Genomic DNA, 18291 nt, shown 5'->3' with positions numbered 1-18291 from the left:
ATCGTGCTCATTGAGATTCGGTTAAGACGCAGAACCTGTGGGAGCGGGCTTGCCCGCGATGGCAGTGTGTCAGGCGCCATCAATGTCGGATGTGATGACGCCATCGCGGGCAAGCCCGCTCCCACAGGGTTTGTGTTCAACGCAAAAGAACCGGGGTTTTCGGGGGGTGGGTTTTCTCGGCACTCGGGACGTCGTTGCCAGCGCCGAGGCCTCCGCCCAAAGCAGTCACCAGTTCAGCATGAGCACTCAACCGCGCAGCCTGCACCTGCTGCTGCACTTGTTGCTGCTTGAATAGCAAGGTCTGCGCATTGAGTACGTTGAGGTAATCGGTGAGCCCACGCTGATACGCAATCATCGCGATGTCGTAGGTCTTCTGCGCCGTGGCCACCGATTCGGCGGCGAACGTTTGCTGCTTGTCCATCGACTCGCGGCGGATCAACTGGTCGGAGATGTTCTTCAGCGCATTGACCAGCGTCTGGTTGTATTTGGCCACGGCGATGTCATAACCGGCCGAGACTTCACCCAGCTCGGAACGCAAACGGCCGCCGTCAAAAATCGGCAATGTTATCGCAGGTCCCACGCTGTAGTTGAGCTTCTTGCCGGTCAGGAACTCCAGCGCACCGCCGCCAGTGGCCATGTAACCGAGGCTGCCCACCAGATCGACGTTGGGGTAGAAGCCGGCGTGAGCGACATCGATGCCCCGCGCCTGGGCCGCCACTTGCCAACGACTGGCAACCACGTCCGGGCGTTGACCGAGCAATTGCGCCGGCAGCGACGACGGTAACTTCAGCGCCGTCCCCAACGACAGCGTCGGCCGTTGCAACTGCGCGCCCTCCCCCGGTCCCTTGCCGGCCAAGGCCGCGAGCTGGTTACGGCTGAGGGCGATTTCTTCATCCAGCGCATCAAGTTGGCGATGGGTTTCCGGTAGCGGCGTTTCGGCCTGGCTGACTTCGAAGTGCGTGCCGATGCCACCGTCCAGGCGTTTTTGCGCCAGGTCGAGGATTTGCTGTTGCTGCTTCAAGGTCGCCGCGACGATGTCCCGTTGCGCGTAATGCAACGAGAGCTCGATGTAGGCGTGCACGATGTTGTTCTGCAATTCGAGCTGGGCCTGCCGTGCTTCGGCAGCGCTCATGTGCGCCATGTCCACCGCTTGCTCGGTGGCGTTGCTTTCGCGCCCCCAGAGGTCGAGGGCATAGCTGAAGCCCAGCGCAGCGTTGTTGTCCCAAGTGGTGGTGTTAGCCAACTCGCCGGGGCCGTAGAACTGATCGGTCGGCCAGTTGTGGCGCTTGAGGGTCGATTGGCCGTTAATCTGCAACGACTCGGCTGACTCGGCAATGCCGGCCATGAACCGGGCCTGACGCACTCGCGCGGCGGCCATGGCCATGTTCGGGCTGCCTTGCAGGGCGAGGTCGATCCAGCGGTTCAGTTGCGGGTCGCCGTAGGCTTGCCACCATTGGGCGGTGGGCCAGTGAGCGTCCTGGGCGGCGCTCTGGATGGCTTCGTCGGTGGCCAATGAATTGGCCTCCAGTGCCTTGCCTTGTGGGGCAATACCGCCGGTTCCGATGCAGCCGCTGATGGTCACGGTTAAAGCCAAAACACTGAGCGTTCTGAGCGCTCTGTTGATGCGACGCGGCACTGCTGCAAATTCCTGAAAGGGAGAGGTACAAGATCTGGTAGGAGCGAGGCCTGTGTGGCGAGGGGGCTTGCCCCCGTTCGGCTGCGAAGCAGTCGTAAATCGATCACCCGCATTCTGATTGAAGAACGCGGTGACTGGTTTTAGGGGCGCTTCGCGACCCAACGGGGGCAAGCCCCCTCGCCACACAAGCCCGTTCCAACAATGGCGCAATTCTAGGGGTGGGCCCGGATGGCGATAAGCCGGGATTCTTGTGAATCTTTGTTACCGTTAACGAGATAATCCCTTGGTCGGGGTCTCAGTCTCTGAAACTTCGTGTCACAATTTGCCATTCGTCAAGAGAGCACCCCATGGACACTTTGCAAAACATGCGCGCCTTCAGTTACGTGGCCGAGGCCGGCAGCTTCACCGCCGCCGCCGTGCAACTGGACACCACCACGGCCAACGTCTCGCGCGCGGTCTCCAACCTGGAAGCCCACCTGCAAACCCGCCTGCTCAACCGCACCACCCGCCGCATCGCCCTGACCGAGGCCGGCAAGCGCTACCTGTTGCGCTGCGAGCAGATCCTGGCCTATGTCGAAGAAGCCGAAGCCGAGGCCAGCGATGCTCACGCGCGCCCGGCCGGGCAACTCAAAGTGCACACCATGACCGGCATCGGTCAGCACTTCGTGATCGACGCCATCGCCCGCTACCGCAAGACCCACCCCGACGTGACCTTCGACCTGACCATGGCCAACCGTGTGCCGGACCTGCTCGATGAGGGCTACGACGTGTCCATCGTGCTCGCCAGCGAACTGCCGGACTCGGGCTTCGTCTCCCAGCGTTTGGGCATCACCTACAGCATCGTTTGCGCATCGCCCGCCTATGTAAAAGCCAACGGCTGCGCGCAGAAGCCCAGCGATTTGCTCAATCACATGTGCTTGCGCCTGGTGAGCCCGGTGATCCCGCTGGAAAAGTGGGCTTTCGATGGCCCCGAAGGCCAGGAAATGGTCACCATCAACAGCTCGCCGTTTTTGGTGAACTCCGCTGATGCGATGAAGACGGCGATCACCAGCGGCATGGGTGTTGGCGTGTTGCCGGTGTATGCGGCGATTGAAGGGCTGCGCAACGGTACGCTGGTGCGGGTGATGCCGAAGTATCGTTCGCAGGAATTGAATCTGTATGCGATCTATCCGTCGCGGCAGTACCTGGACGCGAAGATCAAGACCTGGGTCGAGTATTTGCGCGGGTCGTTGCCGGAGATTCTGGCGGCGCATCAGGCGGAATTGGCGGCGTATGAGTTGAGTGGGAGTTTGGGTGGGGCTCGGGTGGCGAACTGACTTCACGGTCCTACAGACGCGGTGGTTTTTGGGGAGGTTTCCGACAAGTTTTGACGGTTGTTGCGTCGGAAGCGAAGTGGGTAGGCTTTATGGGTCGCTGGCAATTCAGCGATCGGGCCTGGAAAACCCGAAGTATAGGATCACAGCAAATGACATAATGCGGCGCTTTTGTAGCTCCACAGTTATGGCGGCTGTGCGTGGGAGACCTTCGGGTCTGCCGGGTTTGATCCTTTACCGGTTTTTCCAGTCCGCGTACAGCTGCCACCCTTTTGTCTGGAAAACGAAAAAGTGGCAGCTCCTCAACTTTAAGGATCTTTGCCATGTTTAAAGCGACACCGAATCCGCCTCAGGCGGACGACACTTCCCCCTACGAATCCCTCGATTCCAAGAAACTCAACGAAGCCGCCGAACGGGCGCTCGATCACTACCTCAAGCCCACTCCGAAAAAACCAGAAGGCCGCAAGCCCAGCAGGATGTTTCAGGTTGCACCGGACATGGACAACGAAAGCCTGCTGGCCCATGTCTGCGAATCCCTGGCCTCGGCCAGCGTCATGACCAGCGACATCGCAGCCTATGTCGACACCCCGCAGCGGCACACGCTCCTGGCGATCCAGCAGGTCATCATGTTGGCCGAGCTGGCAGTGAATCGAGTGCTGGATAACGTCGACGTACCAAAACCCGCGCCACACAGCTGATCCATTATAGGAACGACCTGTGGCGAGGGGGCTTGCCCCCGTTGGGCTGCGTAGCAACCCCAAAATTTCTGATGTATCAAAGATCTTGTGAGTGCTACGCACTCAAACGGGGCGGTGCGGCGTTCCGACAAGCCCCCTCGCCACAGGTCGTTCCTACAATTTTGCATGGCGTACACCCGGGCAATCCGAGCACTCGCCTAATGCCGGGGAAGAATGTTAGCGTGCTTGGCAATCTCCACGCCCGACGAGCCCCTCTCCAATGAAAAAAACCGTCCTCGCCTTCAGCCGCATCACCCCGCCCATGATCGAACGCCTGCAACAAGACTTCGATGTGATCGTGCCGAACCCGAAAAACGGCGACATCAACGCCCAATTCAACGAAGCCCTGCCCCACGCCCACGGCCTGATCGGTGTTGGTCGCAAACTTGGCCGGGCGCAGCTGGAAAACGCCAGCAAACTGGAAGTGGTCTCCAGCGTCTCGGTGGGCTACGACAACTACGACCTCGCCTACTTCAACGAACGCGGGATCATGCTCACCAACACCCCCGACGTGCTCACCGAAAGCACCGCCGACCTGGCCTTCGCCCTGCTGATGAGCAGCGCCCGCCGCGTCGCCGAGCTGGACGCCTGGACCAAGGCCGGACAATGGCAAGCCACGGTCGGTGCCCCCCTGTTCGGCAGCGATGTGCATGGCAAAACCTTAGGCATCGTCGGCATGGGCAACATCGGCGCGGCCATCGCCCGTCGTGGTCGGCTGGGCTTCAACATGCCGATCATCTACAGCGGCAACAGCCGCAAGACTGCACTGGAGCAGGAGCTCGGTGCGCGGTTCCGCAGCCTGGATCAACTGCTGGCCGAAGCCGATTTCGTCTGCCTGGTGGTGCCGCTCAGCGAAAAAACCCGGCACCTGATCAGCCACCGCGAACTGGCGCTGATGAAGCCGAGCGCCATTTTGGTGAACATCGCCCGCGGCCCGGTGGTGGACGAACCGGCCTTGATCGAAGCCCTGCAAAACAACCGGATTCGTGGCGCCGGGCTGGACGTTTACGAAAAAGAACCACTGGCTGAATCACCACTGTTCCAACTGAAAAACGCCGTGACCTTGCCGCACATCGGCTCCGCGACTCATGAAACCCGCGAGGCCATGGCCAACCGCGCATTAACCAATTTGCGCAGCGCCTTGTTGGGTGAGCGGCCGCAGGATCTGGTGAACCCGCAAGTCTGGAAAGGCTGATTAAAAACGGGCAGACATTTTTTATGACTGCCCGTTTTTTTACACAACTTGCAATTCAGTCAACCAACGAAAATAAGTTAAGCCCCTTAGAATCTCCCCTACTTACCCGCCCCCGGACTATGTAGATGGAGAACTATCACCTTGAACAACTACACAACTGACAAGATCATCAGAATCAGCAAGATTGTCCTAATGGCTTATATAAGTTTTTTTGGACTCCTGGTGATGTATAGCAACTTTACTGACTACGCCACCAACTACGAATATGTCGCCCATGTCCTGAGCATGGACACAACCCATAACAATGAGCGAACAAGCTACCGAGCCATCACTTCGCCCATGCTGCATCACCGGATTTACTGGCTCATCATCACTCTCGAAGTGACCTACACCGTTTACTGCCTGGTAGGCACTTACCACCTTTATAAAAAGCTGAATGCGTCAGCCCGAGAATTTCATGAAGCAAAAAAATTCTCGATAATCGGTTTACTGATCGGTTTGTTCATCTACTACGTTTGTTTGCAGGTCGTGGGCGTCGAATGGTTCGACATGGACAAATCACAGACATGGAATGCCAAGGATTGGGCTCGGCATATCGTTGATTTTATGTTGCCGTTACTGATGTATATCGCCTTAAAGATCGAGCGCTGAACAGTACCGCGTTCGACCTCCCAAAAACGTCAGGCCAAATTGCCAGTCCGCTGCAACACGCGCACTTTGGGCTTGCGGAAAACCAACACGTTACCCAGCATCACCAGCACAAGCCCCATCAGTGCCGGCGCTGTCCACTGATAGCCTTCGGCAAATGCCGACACATTCAGCGCCACCACGGGAAACAACACGGTGCAATACGCCGCCCGCTCCGGCCCCATGCGGCCGACCAGGGTCAGGTAGGCGGTGAAGCCGATCACTGATCCCGGAATCACCAGATACAACAACGAGCCGATGTAGCGGGCGTTCCACTCCATGTCGAACGGGATGCCTTTGGCCAGGCACCACACCGATAACATCATTGCGCCGTAAGCCATGCCCCAGGCATTAGTGGTCAGGGGTTTCAGGCCGGCCTTCTGCTGCAGACTCGACAGCATGTTGCCCGCCGAGAAGCACAAGGTTCCGAGCAACGCCAAAGCCAACCCGAGCAAGGTTTCCGGGCTGGCGGTATGACCGGCCACCTCGGGCCAGAACAGCAGGCCAAGGCCGAACAAACCCAATGCGCCGCCCATCAGCACGTTGCGCGCGATTTTCTGACCAAAGAACACCCGCGCATTGAAGGCGTTCCACAACGTGGCGGTGGAAAACACCACAGCGACCAGGCCGCTGGGGATCCATTGGCTGGCGGTGAGAAAACACATGAAATTGATGCAGAACAGGCACAGCCCCTGCGCCAGGCAAATCAGATGCCCACGGCGATTCATCACTTGCAGACGCCGGCTGAGCAGCAACATCACGAACAACACCAGCGCCGCGAGTCCGAAGCGATAGACGATCGACACCGGAATCGCCACCACGCCCAATTGCCATTTCAAGGCAATCCAGGTGGTGCCCCAGATCAGCACGGTCAGCAGGTATAACGAGAGGTTCATGGTGAAGACTCCTGAATAGGCCTTCAGTGTCCGGCGTAAAACCCTTTTGCACTTGCATAAACTTGCGCTTTTGTCGGCCGGCGGGCTGGCAGGCCAATGTCTACGGAGTAGGATGCAAGGCGTTGGAGAGAACCGATCATGGCCGCACCAGTGTCACTCGATACACTGCAAGTCTTTCAAGCGCTCAACCGCTCGCCCAATGCTCGCCTGGAGCACAGCGCCGAGCTCGGTGACGGCATGGCTGCGGCTTTGTGGAACAACCACCATGATGCCCAGGATTACGAGGCACCGAGCCATCACACCCTGTCGTGCTACATCGCCGGCGGCACCGGCACCTTCCGCCGCGACCAGCCTGACACCAAGGGTGGCCCGGACAAGTTATGCATTCTGCCGGCCGACCATCAGTCAGGCTGGGTGATCAACGGCGACATTCGCCTGGCCCACCTGTATTTCAGCCCCGAACAATTTGCCCTCGGCTGCGTCACGCTGCTGGATCGCGAACCGCGTGAATTGCAGTTGCGCGAGCGCACGTTCCTCGAAGACCCCCGGCAGGCCCGGCGTTTTCGGCAGTTGATCGCGCTCAACTGGGACGAACCGGGCGAACGCCTGCTCACCAGCAGCCTGGCCCACGAAATGCTCAGCCATGTTCTGCTCAGCCAGGTCGGCGTGCGTCAGGGCTTGCGCCTCAAGGGTGGATTGGCGGCGCATCAGCGGCGGCAGTTGGTGGAATTCATCGACAGCCAGTTGGCGGAGGCAATCAGCCTGGGGCAGTTGGCGAGCTTGTGCGCGCTGTCGGAATATCACTTTGCGCGGATGTTTCGTGTGAGCTTCGGCTTGCCGCCGCATCAGTACGTGTTGGCGCGGCGATTGAGCCGGGCGCGGGAGTTGTTGCGCGCAACATCGCAGCCATTGGGGGAGATTGCGCTGGCGTGCGGTTTTGCCAGTGCCAGTCACTTTACCAATCGGTTTCGCCAGGCTTTGGGTGGGACGCCTGGGGAGTATCGGCAGGCGTTTTTGCGGTAAGCAAGATCAAAAGATCGCAGCCTTCGACAGCCCCTGCGCCTGAAATAAAAACGGGCCTGCAATGCAGGCCCGTAGTCATTGGGAAGGTAAAAAGTGAATCAGGCCTCAACCGTTGAGCGCAGCCTGTTCGTTCTCGAGAAACTCATCCTCAAGCAGCGCATCGGCATGAGCGCCCCTGTCGAACGGCACCACAGCGGCGCGTGGTTTGCCGCGTAATTTGCCAAACATATGCTCCAGCGCATGTTCAAGTTTTTCGGCCGCCCCGTCGATCGCCAGTTCCAGGGAGTCGGCTTTATGAGTCACGGAAATCGGTTGGTGGCCTTTTGGCCGCGCTTCCAGCTGGCAGCGCATGTCATGGGGACCAGGCTTATCGCCGTTCTCGTCCCGCAGATGGACCTCGACGCGGGTCAGGTCCTCCTCATAACGTTCGAGCGTGCTCTCAATGGTAGTACGTACCCACTCCTCCAGTCGTTTACTGCTTTGAATATGGTTATCGCTATTGACTTGGATTTGCATAGTTCTTCCCTTATTTCAGCTAGCTCGCAAGAGGCGCATCGGCTGGCCCTTGGGCGTCATCACCGCAACCTCTTGGTTACACAATCGGTGTGTGCGCGGAACATTTCAACCCCTAAAAAAAGATAAATATTCATACGCAAAAAAAGCCGGACAACGGGCAAAAGCGCTGTTAATGTCGGGAGTTGGGTCGCCCCTGCCTGATGTCCCAAGCTGCTCACTCCTGCCGCTCCCCCAGCGGGTGCTGGCTGCGAAAAATCCCTGCCTCCTCCACCAGCCAGTCATGCACCGCACGCACGCCCGGATGGCTCAGCGCACCCGGCGCATAGAGCAGCACGTAGCGCTTATGATTGGGCACCGCCAGGCCAAACGGTACGATCAGCGTGCCCCGTTCCAGCTCATCGTTGAGCAGCGTTCGCCGCGCAATCGCCACGCCCATCCCGGCAATCGCCGCTTCGATGGTCAGGTGATTGCGGTTGAAGGTGTGTCCGCGCCGCACGTCCGCGCCTTCGAAGCCAATGGCATTGAGGTAAAACTCCCATTCCGCGTATTCGTAACTGCCGCGCCAGGCGGTGATGTCGTGCAACAACGGAAAGTGCATCAAGTCTGCCGGACCGTGCAGCGGCGGCCGCCCGCGCAACAGGCTCGGAGCGCACACCGGGAATATCTGCTCGTCGAGCAGGGCTGTGGATAACAATCCGGGATAACTGCCGTCGTTCAGATCAATCGCCAGGTCGAAGTCGCCCTCGTGCAACGGCACGCTGCTGTCCTCCGCCACCAGGCGCAATTGAATATCCGGGAAACGCTGCTGCAAACGCGGTAAACGCGGGGTCAGCCATTTGCTCAGGAACGAGGGAATCGAACGCACCCGCAAAATCCCGCTGATCATTCCCGCATCCAGTCGTCGCAATTCTGCGTCGATGCTGCCGTAAGCCTCGTTGACCGTAATGGCCAGGCGCTGGCCTTGCGCGCTCAATTCCACACCACGGGCACGCCGGTGAAACAGGCGAAACCCTAGCCGCTCTTCCAATTGCCGAATTTGCTGACTGACCGCGCCCGGCGTGATGTGCAGTTCTTCGGCACAACGGGTGAACGACAGGTGCCGCGCGGCACAGGTAAACACGTGCAGCCAGACGTAAGTCTGGGCGTGCAATTGACGACTCATCGTTTAGTCCTGCTAAAGGCTGTCTTAGGAAGTTTCGTTGGTCACGTAGGACCGAGGTAGGCAGTATCGCCGACATTGCGCTTGGCCTACAAAAATGGCGGCGATTTCTCTTCCATTGCTTGTATAGGCTTTAGCATGGCTATCAGTGTTTTCGATCTCTTCAAAGTCGGCATCGGTCCGTCCAGTTCCCACACCGTCGGCCCGATGCGTGCTGCGGCGACCTTTGCCCAAGCACTGATTGACCAGCATTTGCTGGCCGCCGTACGTCGGGTAGAAATCCGCCTTTATGGCTCGCTGTCGGCCACCGGCGTCGGCCATGCCACCGACCGCGCCTGTGTCATGGGCCTGATGGGCGAATGGCCGGATAGCATCGACCCGACCTGCATCGACAGCCGAATTCAGCACCTGCGCCAAACCGGCGAACTATCCCTGGCCGGCAAAGCGACCATCGCCTTCAACTGGCAGCACGATCTCCTGCTGCTCGACGAGAGCCTGCCCTACCACCCTAACGCCATGTCCCTGACAGCCTTCGGCGAAACCGGTGAGCTGTTCGAGCAGACGTACTACTCGGTGGGTGGAGGTTTCATCATCGAAGCGGCCGAAGCCGAGTCCGGCATTGCACCGGCCAGCGACGTCGTGCTGCCGTACGATTTCTCCAGCGCCGCCGAATTGCTCAAGCTCTGCAAACAGCACGGTCTACGGGTGTCCGAATTGATGATGGCCAATGAATTGGCCTGGCGCAGCGAAGCCGAAGTCCGTCAGGGCCTGTTGCACATCTGGTCGGTGATGCGCGAGTGCGTCGAGCAAGGCTTGCGTCACGAAGGCATCCTTCCAGGCGGTCTGAATGTTCCGCGCCGCGCGGCGAAATTGCATCGCAGCCTGTTGGAAATCGGCAAACCGAACGTCATCAGCTCCACCCTGTCGGCCATGGAGTGGGTGAACCTGTTCGCCCTCGCCGTGAACGAAGAAAACGCCGCGGGCGGACGGATGGTCACCGCGCCTACAAACGGGGCGGCGGGGATCATTCCGGCGGTGCTGCACTACTACATGAAATTCAACCCGGACGCGTCGGACGATGACGTTGTGGCGTTCTTTTTGGGCGCGGCCGCTGTAGGCATTCTCTGTAAGAAAAACGCCTCGATCTCCGGCGCCGAAGTCGGCTGCCAAGGTGAGGTCGGCTCGGCCTGTGCCATGGCCGCTGCCGGTTTGGCCGACGTGCTCGGCGCCACCCCGGAACAACTGGAAAACGCCGCCGAAATCGGCCTGGAACACAACCTCGGCCTGACCTGCGACCCGGTCGGCGGTCTGGTGCAAGTGCCGTGCATCGAGCGCAACGCGATTGCCGCGGTGAAGGCGATCAACGCCACGCAAATGGCCCTGCGCGGTGACGGCAAACACTTCATTTCCCTGGACCGGGTGATCCGCACCATGCGCGATACCGGCGCCGACATGCACGACAAATACAAAGAAACTTCACGGGGCGGCCTGGCTGTCAGCTGGGTGGAATGCTGAGGAGTATTTCCTGACCGTCCGCAACACGTGAGCCCGAGTAAAAATAATAACGAGGCGAAAACGATGACCGATGTACGTACACCTGCTGCCGATAATCCCGCTGTAGACCTCACACGCAGTAGCGAAATAACTCACAAAGGCTGGAGTAAACACGACACCACCTGGATGCTTGGCCTCTATGGCACAGCGATTGGTGCCGGCACACTGTTTTTGCCGATCAACGCCGGCGTGGGTGGTTTCTGGCCGCTGCTGATCCTGGCCGTGCTGGCGTTTCCGATGACATTCTTTGCACACCGCGGCCTGACGCGTTTCGTGTTGTCCGGCCGTTCCGGGGACATCACTGAAGTGGTGGAAGAACACTTCGGCATCGGCGCCGGCAAGCTGATCACGCTGCTGTATTTCTTCGCGATTTTCCCCATTTTGCTGGTGTACAGCGTGGCGCTGACCAACACCTTGAGCAGCCTGATGGAGCACCAGTTGCACATGACGCCGCCGTCTCGGGCGATCCTGTCGCTGGGGCTGATTCTCGGCCTGATGGCCATCGTACGTTGTGGTCAGGGCGTCATCGTCAAATGCATGAGCGTGCTGGTTTACCCGTTCGTCGCGGCCTTGCTGCTGCTCGGTGTCAGCCTGATCCCGAACTGGAACGGCGCGTTCTTCGCCACTGCCAATGAAGGCATGCCGCTGCCACTGTTCTTCAAAACCTTGTGGCTGGCGATCCCGGTGATGGTGTTCTCGTTCAACCATTCGCCGATCATCTCTGCCTTCGCTGTCGATCAGAAACAACGTTACGGCGAGCAAGCCGAACGCAAAAGCAGCGGCATTCTGGCGATCGCTCACGCCATGATGGTCGTCACCGTGATGTTCTTTTGCTTCAGTTGCGTGCTGGCGTTGTCCCCGGCTGATTTGGCCGCGGCGAAGGCGCAGAACATTTCGATCCTGTCGTACCTGGCCAACCACTTCCAGACACCGGGCATCGCTTACGCCGCGCCGCTGATTGCGCTGGTGGCAATCACCAAATCCTTCCTGGGCCATTACATCGGCGCCAGCGAAGGCTTTCAAGGCCTGATCGTGAAAAGCCTGCGTGGCCGTGGTCGAGTCATCTCTGCCGGCTGGCTGAACCGCCTCACTGCGCTGTTCATGATCCTCAGTTGCTGGGCCGTGGCGACCTTCAACCCGAGCATCCTGGGCATGATCGAAACCCTCGGCGGGCCGATCATCGCCTGCCTGTTGTTCCTGATGCCGATGTACGCCATCCGCCGCGTGCCAGCCTTGCGCCAGTACTCGGGCCAGGCCTCGAACGTGTTCGTGGTGTTGGTCGGTTTGATTGCACTGTCTGCGATCATCTATTCATTTATGCCCTGAAACGGGCAGGCAAAAAGAAGGCGGGCCAAGGTGCCCGCCGTTTTTTTGCCGTAAACATTGTCCGACAGTTTTTCCGGCATGCCCCTTGCTGTATCCCCTACGCGGCACGGAAGAAAGCGCATGAACAAGGAAGGCCGGTGGTCTGGTATTGCGAACTAATCCCGATCATGGCCGTCAACAACTGCACGTTCAATCAGGCGGTGACGCATCATGGACAACCCTTTTCAGCTCATTACCGATGCCTTTGCAGCGGATTATCAAATCAACCTGAGCATCCAGGGTCTGGACGGCAGCATCATGCTGACCCTCTCCAACGCTGGCCGCGTGGTGGCCAAACGGATGATCAGCGCCGAACAACGCAATGACCCCAAGCGCCTCAAACGCTTGGTGCAAAGCATTCAGTTCGGCATCGCCATCGAACAGGGCCACTGCGCCGTGGCGATCCTCGAAGCCATGACCGACGGCGACAACCGTAAGCTTCCGCCGCCACAGGTCAAAGCCCGAACCCGACCTGAAATAGGGCTTTAAAGCTCACCCTTTTCCACTTCGGGATGCTCACCGGAACCCGCACCGATCTTGCGCTGCGGGTGTTCGATCTTCACTGAAGGAAATTGCGACGAGGCGTAACGCACCACCAGAATCGAAAACGCCAGCAGCAGGATCCCGCCGCACAGGTAGATGATCCCCAGGTCCGGCGGATTGTGGTGCGAGACGTTGGAGATCAGCAGCCGCGTCAGTGCGGTGATCGCCACGTAGATCAGGAACCGCACCGGCATGTGGTTGGTCTTGAAGTAAATCCCGACCATCGCCCCCAGTTCCAGGTAGATGAACAGCAGCAAGATGTCATCGATCTTGATGTGCCCCGCCTCGATCATCTGCAAGAATTCCATCACCGCCGCCCACGCGGTGACTGCACCGATGGCAAACAGCGCCAGGTAGTGGAAGGTCTCGACGAACAGGTTGCCCAGGGATTCGGCCAGTTGGTGCACGTTCTGCCGCAGGCTCTCGGCCCAGTTGATTTTCACGATGGTTATTCCTTAGCTCGGTTCGAGCGGATGATGCGGGTTGGACGTGACGGTTGTTCTGCATGCAGAAAAAAGGCCAGAGGCTGTGGGGTGAGATGATGACTGCGTGACATGAGGCACGTTGGCGGTGGTGGGACGAATGCCATCGCGGGCAAGCCCGGCTCCCACAGGGTTCAGCGCTGCTCCTGTGGGAGCGGGCTTGCCCGCGATTGGAGCGACACGGTCCACCTGACAAACCCCGAATCCGGTCTACATTAAAAAGCCACTACCCAAAGCGCAGGGATTCGCTTATCCTTTTCGCTGTATATAGATACAGTAGTCGCAAAGACAACTAAATGTGAAGGCATGTGAGGTGGTGAATGGCCGTCGAAGTGGTATACCGCAGCAGCCGAGATCTGGAGCGCTTGTTCATGGATAAAGCCGAAGCTGACCGTCATGACAAAATGCTCGAACTGGCCGAATTGCTGGCTGAAGTGTTGCAAAAAGCCGTTCCGTCCCTGACCGAACAGCAAGTGGAAGAAGCCGGGATCTACATGGCGAAAAACCGCGATGTGTTCGCCAAGGCGTTCAAGAGCCAGCCGGATGCACTGTCCGAGCTGCTGAGTGCGCCAGCCGAAGTTGTTGAACCTGTTGCAGTTGCTGCACCTGTTGAAGCAGCACCCGCTGAGCCGACCAAGCCAGCCAAAGCCGCCAAGACGCCGAAATAAGCAATGCCCGAATTGAATAGGCCCTGAGCCCAATGGCTCAGGGCCTTTTTCATGCCCGCAGAAAATCAGGGGTCAGGTTGCTCCAGTGCGTCGACCAGCGCCTTGAAGAACCGCGCCGCCTCGCCCCCCGTCACTACGCGGTGATCGAAGGTCAGGGACAGCGGCAGGATCGGATGCACCGCTACCGCACCCTCAACCGCCACCGGTTCATCGCGAATCGCCCCGGCGGCGAGGATCGCCACTTGTGGCGGCACCACGACCGGGTTGGCATAGCGACCGAACAAGGTGCCGAAATTCGACAGGGTCAGTGTCGCGCCCATCATTTCCTTGGGCGGAATCGAGCGCGCCTGCACATCGGCGCGCAGGCGCATCACACCTTCTTTCAAATCCGCCGACGTGCGATTGCCGACATCGCGCAGTACCGGCACGAACAAGCCGTCCTGCGTATCCACGGCAATGCCCAGGTCGAGCCGTTCGTGTTGTTTGAGCGACAGGGTTTTGCCATCGAAGCCGCTGTTGAGTACCGGCTCCACCGCGCAGGCCGCCGCCATGGCTTTGGCCAGACGAATCAGTGGTTCTCGCGCCTGCCCCCAGCGATGCAGATCGGCATCGCCGAAAATCGTCACCGGCACCACTTCGGCATGGGATCTGGCCATGTTCAGCGCCATGCTGCGTCGCACACCGCGCAGCTTCTCACCGCCGAAACGCTCACGTTCCGTCTGGGCCGCATTTTCCACATCGCTGCGGGTGATCTGGCCGTCCTGGCCGGAGCCGACCAAGGCGCTCAGTTCAACGCCCAGTTGTCGCGCCAATTGACGTACCGCCGGCGTGGCGCGGTTCGCCAAGTGCTCACGGGTCGAAGGTGCTGCGCCGATAAAAAATGCATCTTCCTGACTCGTGCCGCCGCCCTCAAGCCGTCCGACCACAGTGCCCGCGTCCGCTTCGCCTTCGTAACCGAGCAACGGCTCACCCACATGCAGGATGTCGCCCTCGCCGCCGAAGGTTTTCGCTACCACGCCGTCGTAAGGCGCGGGAATGTCCACCAGCGCCTTGGCGGTTTCCACCGACACCAGCAATTGGTCAGCCTTGACGGTATCGCCGACCTTGACGTGCCAGCGGACGATTTCCGCTTCCTGCAAGCCTTCGCCCAGATCCGGCAGTTTGAAATATTTCATCGCAACCTCCTCGGCCTCTGGCGTCTCTTCAGGGGCTTCTTCAGGCGTGGCGCAGCACGGTGTCACAGGCGTGAAGAATGTCTTCGACGCCGGGCATGTACAGCGATTCCAGTCGATACAGTGGCGGCGGGATGTCCGGCGCGGTGACTCGCTGGATCGGTGCCTGCAACTCCAGCAACACCCGTTCGTAGAGACTGGCGGCGATTTCCGCGCCGACCCCGCAGGAGCGCGGCGCCTCATGCACGATCACGCAGCGACCGGTCTTGCGCACCGAGGCCTCCATTGTGTCGAGGTCCAACGGTTTGATACTGGCAACATCGATCACTTCCGCCGAGATGCCCTGCTCGGCCAACGCTGTGGCGGCTTGCAGGGTTTCCATCACACTGGCGCCCCAACTGATCAAGGTGATGTCGCTGCCTTCGCGCAGGGTGAAACAGCTGTCCAGCGGCAGGCGTTTACCGTCGTCCAGTAGCGGTTGCGGGTTCATGCGGTAGAGTCGGGTCGGTTCGAGAAAGATCACCGGGTCCGGGTCGTCGATGGCCGCGAGCAACAAACCATAGGCCCGGGCCGGCGAGGACGGGATCACCACCCGCAACCCCGGAATGTGCGCGAACAGTGCTTCGGTGCTTTCACTGTGATGTTCCGGTGCGCGAATCCCTGCGCCCATTGGCGAGCGCAGCACCATCGGGCAAGTGAGCCGCCCGCGCGTGCGGTTGCGCATGCGACTGGCGTGGGACACCAAGTGCTCCATGGCGGCGTAGATAAATCCCATGAACTGAATTTCCACCACCGGTTTCAGGCCTTGGGCCGCCATGCCCACCACCAGCCCGCCGAGCATGGTTTCGGCCAGCGGCGAGTCGATCACCCGCTTGAAACCAAAACTGTCGCGCAGGCCCAGCGTGGCGCGAAACACGCCACCGTTCACCCCGACGTCTTCACCCAGGACGATAACGTTCTCGTCTTCGCGCATGGCCCGATGCAACGCCAGATTCACCGCCTCCAGCAGCGCCACCTTACCGTTACTCATGGCCCGAACCTCCCGTCCGGCGCGCCACTCGTTCGAGGAACTCTTCGCGCTGTTCGGCCAGAGCCTGCGGCCACTGCGCGTAAACATGATCGATCACCGATTCCGGCGCCTGCAGACCCGCCGCGTCAAAGTTATCCACAGCACTTTGCACCAGCGCCTGGCATTCGCCGATCAGCGCCTGTTCGCGGCCTTCGTCCCATACACCTTGCCCGGCCATGAACCGTTGCAGGCGTTTGATCGGTTCTTCGAGCCAGGCCTGCTTGACCTCGTCCGCCGAGCGGTAGCGTGTGGCATCGTCGGCCGTGGTGTGATCGCCGAGGCGATAGCTCAAGCATTCGAGCAACACCGGGCCTTTGCCGTGGCGTGCCCGTTCGAGGGCCGCTTGCACGCGGTCATACACGGCGAGTATGTCGTTGCCATCGACTTGCTCACCGTGGAACCCCGCACCAATGGCTTTCTGCGCCAACGTGGGGGCACCGCACTGAATTCGCCGTGGTACCGAGATCGCCCATTGGTTGTTGTTGACGATGAACACCACCGGCAACTGCCAGGCGCCAGCGACATTGAGGGCTTCGAGGAAATCCCCTTTGCTGGTGCCGCCATCGCCGCAGGTGGTGACGGCGACTCGATGCTCACCACGGATTTTGAATGCACTGGCGACGCCACAGGCATGCAGGGCCTGGGTGGCGATCGGCACACAAATCGGAAAATCCTGGGCCACCGCCGGGTCGACAAAGTCGCTGCCACGCTCATCGCCGCCCCAATACAACAGGATTTCTTCCATGCGCACACCGCGCATCAACTGCACGGCGGTGTCACGGTAATACGGGATCAGCACATCTTCGGCGTGCATCAGGCTGCCAACTGCGACGCCAATGGCTTCCTGGCCCAAAGTCGGCGCGTAGGTGCCAATGCGCCCGGTGCGTTGCAGGGCGACAGCTTTCTGGTCGAAAAGGCGGGTCAGGACCATCTGCCGATACAGGCGCGTCAGCAGATTGAAATCGTCGGCCCAGGCGGGAAGATCACCAAGCAACTGGCCATCGGGGGATAAAAAACGGGTGTACGGCAGCTCAACCTTGTGAAGCATCACAGGGCTCCTGGCACGCGGGGTCGGCGTGCGATGGTCAGGCCCGACGTTTGTGGCGCAGGGCTTGGGGAGCAAGTTGACCGGATACGCGCTCACTCCTTTATCGTTTCAAACTTTTACCGGTACAGCACTTTCTCCGCCAACTCATCCGCTACCCTGGCCGGAGAACGTTTTTCCGCCTGGGCATGGGCGAAGACTTCGGTCAGCCGTGAACTGATTTTCGACAGGTGCGCGGTGATAGTCGTCAGCTCTTCCCCGCGGTGTTTGAGCGACACGTAGATCAGCCCGCCGGCGTTGATCACGTAATCCGGCGCATACAGAATGCCCCGACGTTCCAGCTGATCGGCGATTTCCAGATGGATCAACTGGTTGTTAGCCGAACCTGCGACCGCCGCGCAGCGCAATTGCGACACACTATTGCTGTTAAGCACACCACCCAGGCCGCAGGGCGCGAGTATGTCGCACGGTGTGCTGAGCAGCGCATCGTTGGCAATTGGATGAGCGCCCAACTGCTCCATGGCCAGTTGCACCTTGCCATGATCGATGTCGCTGACCAACAACTCGGCCCCGGCCGCGTGCAACTGTTCGGCCAAGGCATAACCGACATTGCCCAGGCCTTGAATGGCGATGCGCAGCCCTTCGAGATTATCGCTGCCCAAACGGGCCATGGCGGTGCTGCGGATGCCGGCAAACACGCCCATGGCCGCGTGGGGTGCAGGGTCGCCTGCAGCGGTGGTGCTGGTGACGAATTGCGTCTGTTGGGCGATGCAGTCCATGTCCGCCACCGAGGTGCCGGCATCGATGGCGGTGATGTAGCGACCATCGAGCTGATTGATCCAGCGCCCGAAGGCTTCGAATACTGCGGCGCGGTTTTCCACGTGGGCCGGGCGAATAATCACCGCAACGCCACCACCCTGAGCCAGACCGGCCAATGCCGCCTTGTAACTCATGCCTTGGGCGAGGCGCACAGCATCCTCGATCGCGGATTCATCGCTGGGGTAGGCAAGGTAACGACACCCGCCCAGGGCAGGTCCCAAGCGGCTGTTATGGATGGCAATCACCGCCTTCAACCCGGTGACCGGATCAACACTCAGGTGCAGCGATTCAAGGCGAGTGCTTTGCATGAGAGCGAACATCGTAAGGCTCCCGAATCACTTCTTGTAGTCGCCAGTATAGGCTTGCGCACAAAAATTGCAGAAGCGCGCCGGAATAAGCGGCACCGCTTTAG

At 59.8% G+C, this 18291-nt stretch carries 17 protein-coding genes and 1 pseudogene; 9 read left to right on the top strand and 9 right to left on the bottom strand.

All coding sequences use genetic code 11. The annotated features are described in order from the left end of the window. Positions 1-136: 136 nt before the first annotated feature. The gene (locus J3D54_RS13565; RefSeq protein ID WP_253418894.1) at positions 137-1636 is read right to left on the bottom strand and encodes an efflux transporter outer membrane subunit; all 1500 of its coding nucleotides are present in this window, start codon (positions 1634-1636) and stop codon (positions 137-139) included. 347 nt (positions 1637-1983) lie between these two features. On the opposite strand from J3D54_RS13565, the gene J3D54_RS13560 reads away from it, so the two are divergent. From J3D54_RS13560 to J3D54_RS13545, 4 genes are all read left to right on the top strand, one after another. Further along, on the top strand, positions 1984-2952 hold the full coding sequence (locus tag J3D54_RS13560; RefSeq protein ID WP_019581124.1) for a LysR family transcriptional regulator: 969 nt from the start codon (positions 1984-1986) through the stop codon (positions 2950-2952). 320 nt (positions 2953-3272) lie between these two features. Continuing rightward, positions 3273-3647 (top strand): DUF6124 family protein, encoded by a 375-nt coding sequence (locus J3D54_RS13555; RefSeq protein ID WP_253418891.1) that lies wholly within the window; start codon positions 3273-3275, stop codon positions 3645-3647. A 259-nt stretch (positions 3648-3906) separates the two neighbouring features. Beyond that, positions 3907-4881, top strand: a complete 975-nt coding sequence (locus J3D54_RS13550) for a D-glycerate dehydrogenase (protein ID WP_253418889.1) — start codon at positions 3907-3909, stop codon at positions 4879-4881. A 141-nt stretch (positions 4882-5022) separates the two neighbouring features. Continuing rightward, on the top strand, positions 5023-5532 hold the full coding sequence (locus J3D54_RS13545) for a DUF2165 family protein (RefSeq protein WP_253418887.1): 510 nt from the start codon (positions 5023-5025) through the stop codon (positions 5530-5532). A gap of 29 nt (positions 5533-5561) precedes the next feature. Here J3D54_RS13545 and J3D54_RS13540 read toward each other — a convergent pair whose 3' ends face one another. Further along, the gene (locus J3D54_RS13540) at positions 5562-6464 is read right to left on the bottom strand and encodes a DMT family transporter (RefSeq protein ID WP_253418885.1); all 903 of its coding nucleotides are present in this window, start codon (positions 6462-6464) and stop codon (positions 5562-5564) included. A 138-nt stretch (positions 6465-6602) separates the two neighbouring features. Here J3D54_RS13540 and J3D54_RS13535 point away from each other — a divergent pair, with 138 nt between their 5' ends. After that, a complete protein-coding gene (locus J3D54_RS13535) occupies positions 6603-7487 on the top strand; it encodes an AraC family transcriptional regulator (protein ID WP_253418883.1) in 885 nt (294 codons plus the stop codon). A 105-nt stretch (positions 7488-7592) separates the two neighbouring features. On the opposite strand, the gene J3D54_RS13530 is transcribed toward J3D54_RS13535, so the two are convergent. Both J3D54_RS13530 and J3D54_RS13525 read right to left on the bottom strand, forming a co-directional pair. Further along, positions 7593-8003, bottom strand: coding sequence for an HPF/RaiA family ribosome-associated protein (locus J3D54_RS13530; protein WP_064620217.1), 411 nt, complete (start codon positions 8001-8003; stop codon positions 7593-7595). 214 nt (positions 8004-8217) lie between these two features. Then, on the bottom strand, positions 8218-9165 hold the full coding sequence (locus tag J3D54_RS13525) for a LysR substrate-binding domain-containing protein (protein ID WP_253418881.1): 948 nt from the start codon (positions 9163-9165) through the stop codon (positions 8218-8220). Positions 9166-9300: 135 nt separating this feature from the next. Here J3D54_RS13525 and J3D54_RS13520 point away from each other — a divergent pair, with 135 nt between their 5' ends. The 3 genes from J3D54_RS13520 to J3D54_RS13510 all read left to right on the top strand — a co-directional run bounded on the left by J3D54_RS13520 (position 9301) and on the right by J3D54_RS13510 (position 12570). Next, positions 9301-10677, top strand: a complete 1377-nt coding sequence (locus tag J3D54_RS13520) for an L-serine ammonia-lyase (protein ID WP_253418879.1) — start codon at positions 9301-9303, stop codon at positions 10675-10677. Between the two features lie 63 nt (positions 10678-10740). Continuing rightward, complete coding sequence (locus tag J3D54_RS13515; protein WP_253418876.1) at positions 10741-12042, top strand: serine/threonine transporter; 1302 nt, start codon at positions 10741-10743, stop codon at positions 12040-12042. 210 nt (positions 12043-12252) lie between these two features. Then, a complete protein-coding gene (locus J3D54_RS13510; protein WP_253418872.1) occupies positions 12253-12570 on the top strand; it encodes a DUF3509 domain-containing protein in 318 nt (105 codons plus the stop codon). Here J3D54_RS13510 and J3D54_RS13505 read toward each other — a convergent pair. Continuing rightward, on the bottom strand, positions 12567-13067 hold the full coding sequence (locus J3D54_RS13505) for a phosphate-starvation-inducible PsiE family protein (protein WP_253418869.1): 501 nt from the start codon (positions 13065-13067) through the stop codon (positions 12567-12569). The two genes, J3D54_RS13510 and J3D54_RS13505, sit on opposite strands and share 4 nt — an antisense overlap. Positions 13068-13426: 359 nt before the next feature. On the opposite strand from J3D54_RS13505, the pseudogene J3D54_RS13500 reads away from it, so the two are divergent. After that, positions 13427-13666: pseudogene (locus J3D54_RS13500) on the top strand (YebG family protein); the annotation flags it as partial. Positions 13667-13839: 173 nt separating this feature from the next. On the opposite strand, the gene J3D54_RS13495 reads toward J3D54_RS13500, so the two are convergent. From J3D54_RS13495 to J3D54_RS13480, 4 genes are all read right to left on the bottom strand, one after another. Further along, complete coding sequence (locus J3D54_RS13495; protein ID WP_253418866.1) at positions 13840-14949, bottom strand: dihydrolipoamide acetyltransferase family protein; 1110 nt, start codon at positions 14947-14949, stop codon at positions 13840-13842. A gap of 40 nt (positions 14950-14989) precedes the next feature. After that, on the bottom strand, positions 14990-15976 hold the full coding sequence (locus tag J3D54_RS13490; protein ID WP_253418863.1) for an alpha-ketoacid dehydrogenase subunit beta: 987 nt from the start codon (positions 15974-15976) through the stop codon (positions 14990-14992). Beyond that, positions 15969-17063 carry a pyruvate dehydrogenase (acetyl-transferring) E1 component subunit alpha gene (gene pdhA, locus J3D54_RS13485; protein WP_253418860.1) on the bottom strand — a complete coding sequence of 365 codons (1095 nt, stop codon included), beginning with the start codon at positions 17061-17063 and terminating at the stop codon, positions 15969-15971. Before pdhA ends, J3D54_RS13490 begins: the two co-directional genes overlap by 8 nt. 116 nt (positions 17064-17179) lie before the next feature. Then, positions 17180-18199 (bottom strand): Glu/Leu/Phe/Val dehydrogenase dimerization domain-containing protein, encoded by a 1020-nt coding sequence (locus tag J3D54_RS13480; protein ID WP_253418855.1) that lies wholly within the window; start codon positions 18197-18199, stop codon positions 17180-17182. Between the last annotated feature and the right edge of the window lie 92 nt (positions 18200-18291).

Origin of the sequence: Pseudomonas sp. GGS8 (assembly GCF_024168645.1) — a bacterium.
In the GTDB taxonomy this organism is placed as follows: Bacteria; Pseudomonadota; Gammaproteobacteria; order Pseudomonadales; family Pseudomonadaceae; genus Aquipseudomonas.
The sequence above is the reverse complement of the archived record's forward strand: the minus strand, read 5'-3'. Positions and strand labels throughout refer to the sequence as shown.

Bases quoted from the DNA above. Each gene is read 5' to 3' on its own strand.
- J3D54_RS13515 (WP_253418876.1), top strand. From the start codon at position 10,741: ATGACCGATGTACGTACACCTGCTGCCGATAATCCCGCTGTAGACCTC.
- pdhA (WP_253418860.1), bottom strand. From the start codon at position 17,063: ATGCTTCACAAGGTTGAGCTGCCGTACACCCGTTTTTTATCCCCCGAT.
- J3D54_RS13555 (WP_253418891.1), top strand. From the start codon at position 3,273: ATGTTTAAAGCGACACCGAATCCGCCTCAGGCGGACGACACTTCCCCC.
- J3D54_RS13495 (WP_253418866.1), bottom strand. From the start codon at position 14,949: ATGAAATATTTCAAACTGCCGGATCTGGGCGAAGGCTTGCAGGAAGCG.
- J3D54_RS13490 (WP_253418863.1), bottom strand. From the start codon at position 15,976: ATGAGTAACGGTAAGGTGGCGCTGCTGGAGGCGGTGAATCTGGCGTTG.
- J3D54_RS13530 (WP_064620217.1), bottom strand. From the start codon at position 8,003: ATGCAAATCCAAGTCAATAGCGATAACCATATTCAAAGCAGTAAACGA.
- J3D54_RS13560 (WP_019581124.1), top strand. From the start codon at position 1,984: ATGGACACTTTGCAAAACATGCGCGCCTTCAGTTACGTGGCCGAGGCC.
- J3D54_RS13540 (WP_253418885.1), bottom strand. From the start codon at position 6,464: ATGAACCTCTCGTTATACCTGCTGACCGTGCTGATCTGGGGCACCACC.
- J3D54_RS13520 (WP_253418879.1), top strand. From the start codon at position 9,301: ATGGCTATCAGTGTTTTCGATCTCTTCAAAGTCGGCATCGGTCCGTCC.
- J3D54_RS13535 (WP_253418883.1), top strand. From the start codon at position 6,603: ATGGCCGCACCAGTGTCACTCGATACACTGCAAGTCTTTCAAGCGCTC.
- J3D54_RS13550 (WP_253418889.1), top strand. From the start codon at position 3,907: ATGAAAAAAACCGTCCTCGCCTTCAGCCGCATCACCCCGCCCATGATC.
- J3D54_RS13480 (WP_253418855.1), bottom strand. From the start codon at position 18,199: ATGTTCGCTCTCATGCAAAGCACTCGCCTTGAATCGCTGCACCTGAGT.
- J3D54_RS13510 (WP_253418872.1), top strand. From the start codon at position 12,253: ATGGACAACCCTTTTCAGCTCATTACCGATGCCTTTGCAGCGGATTAT.
- J3D54_RS13525 (WP_253418881.1), bottom strand. From the start codon at position 9,165: ATGAGTCGTCAATTGCACGCCCAGACTTACGTCTGGCTGCACGTGTTT.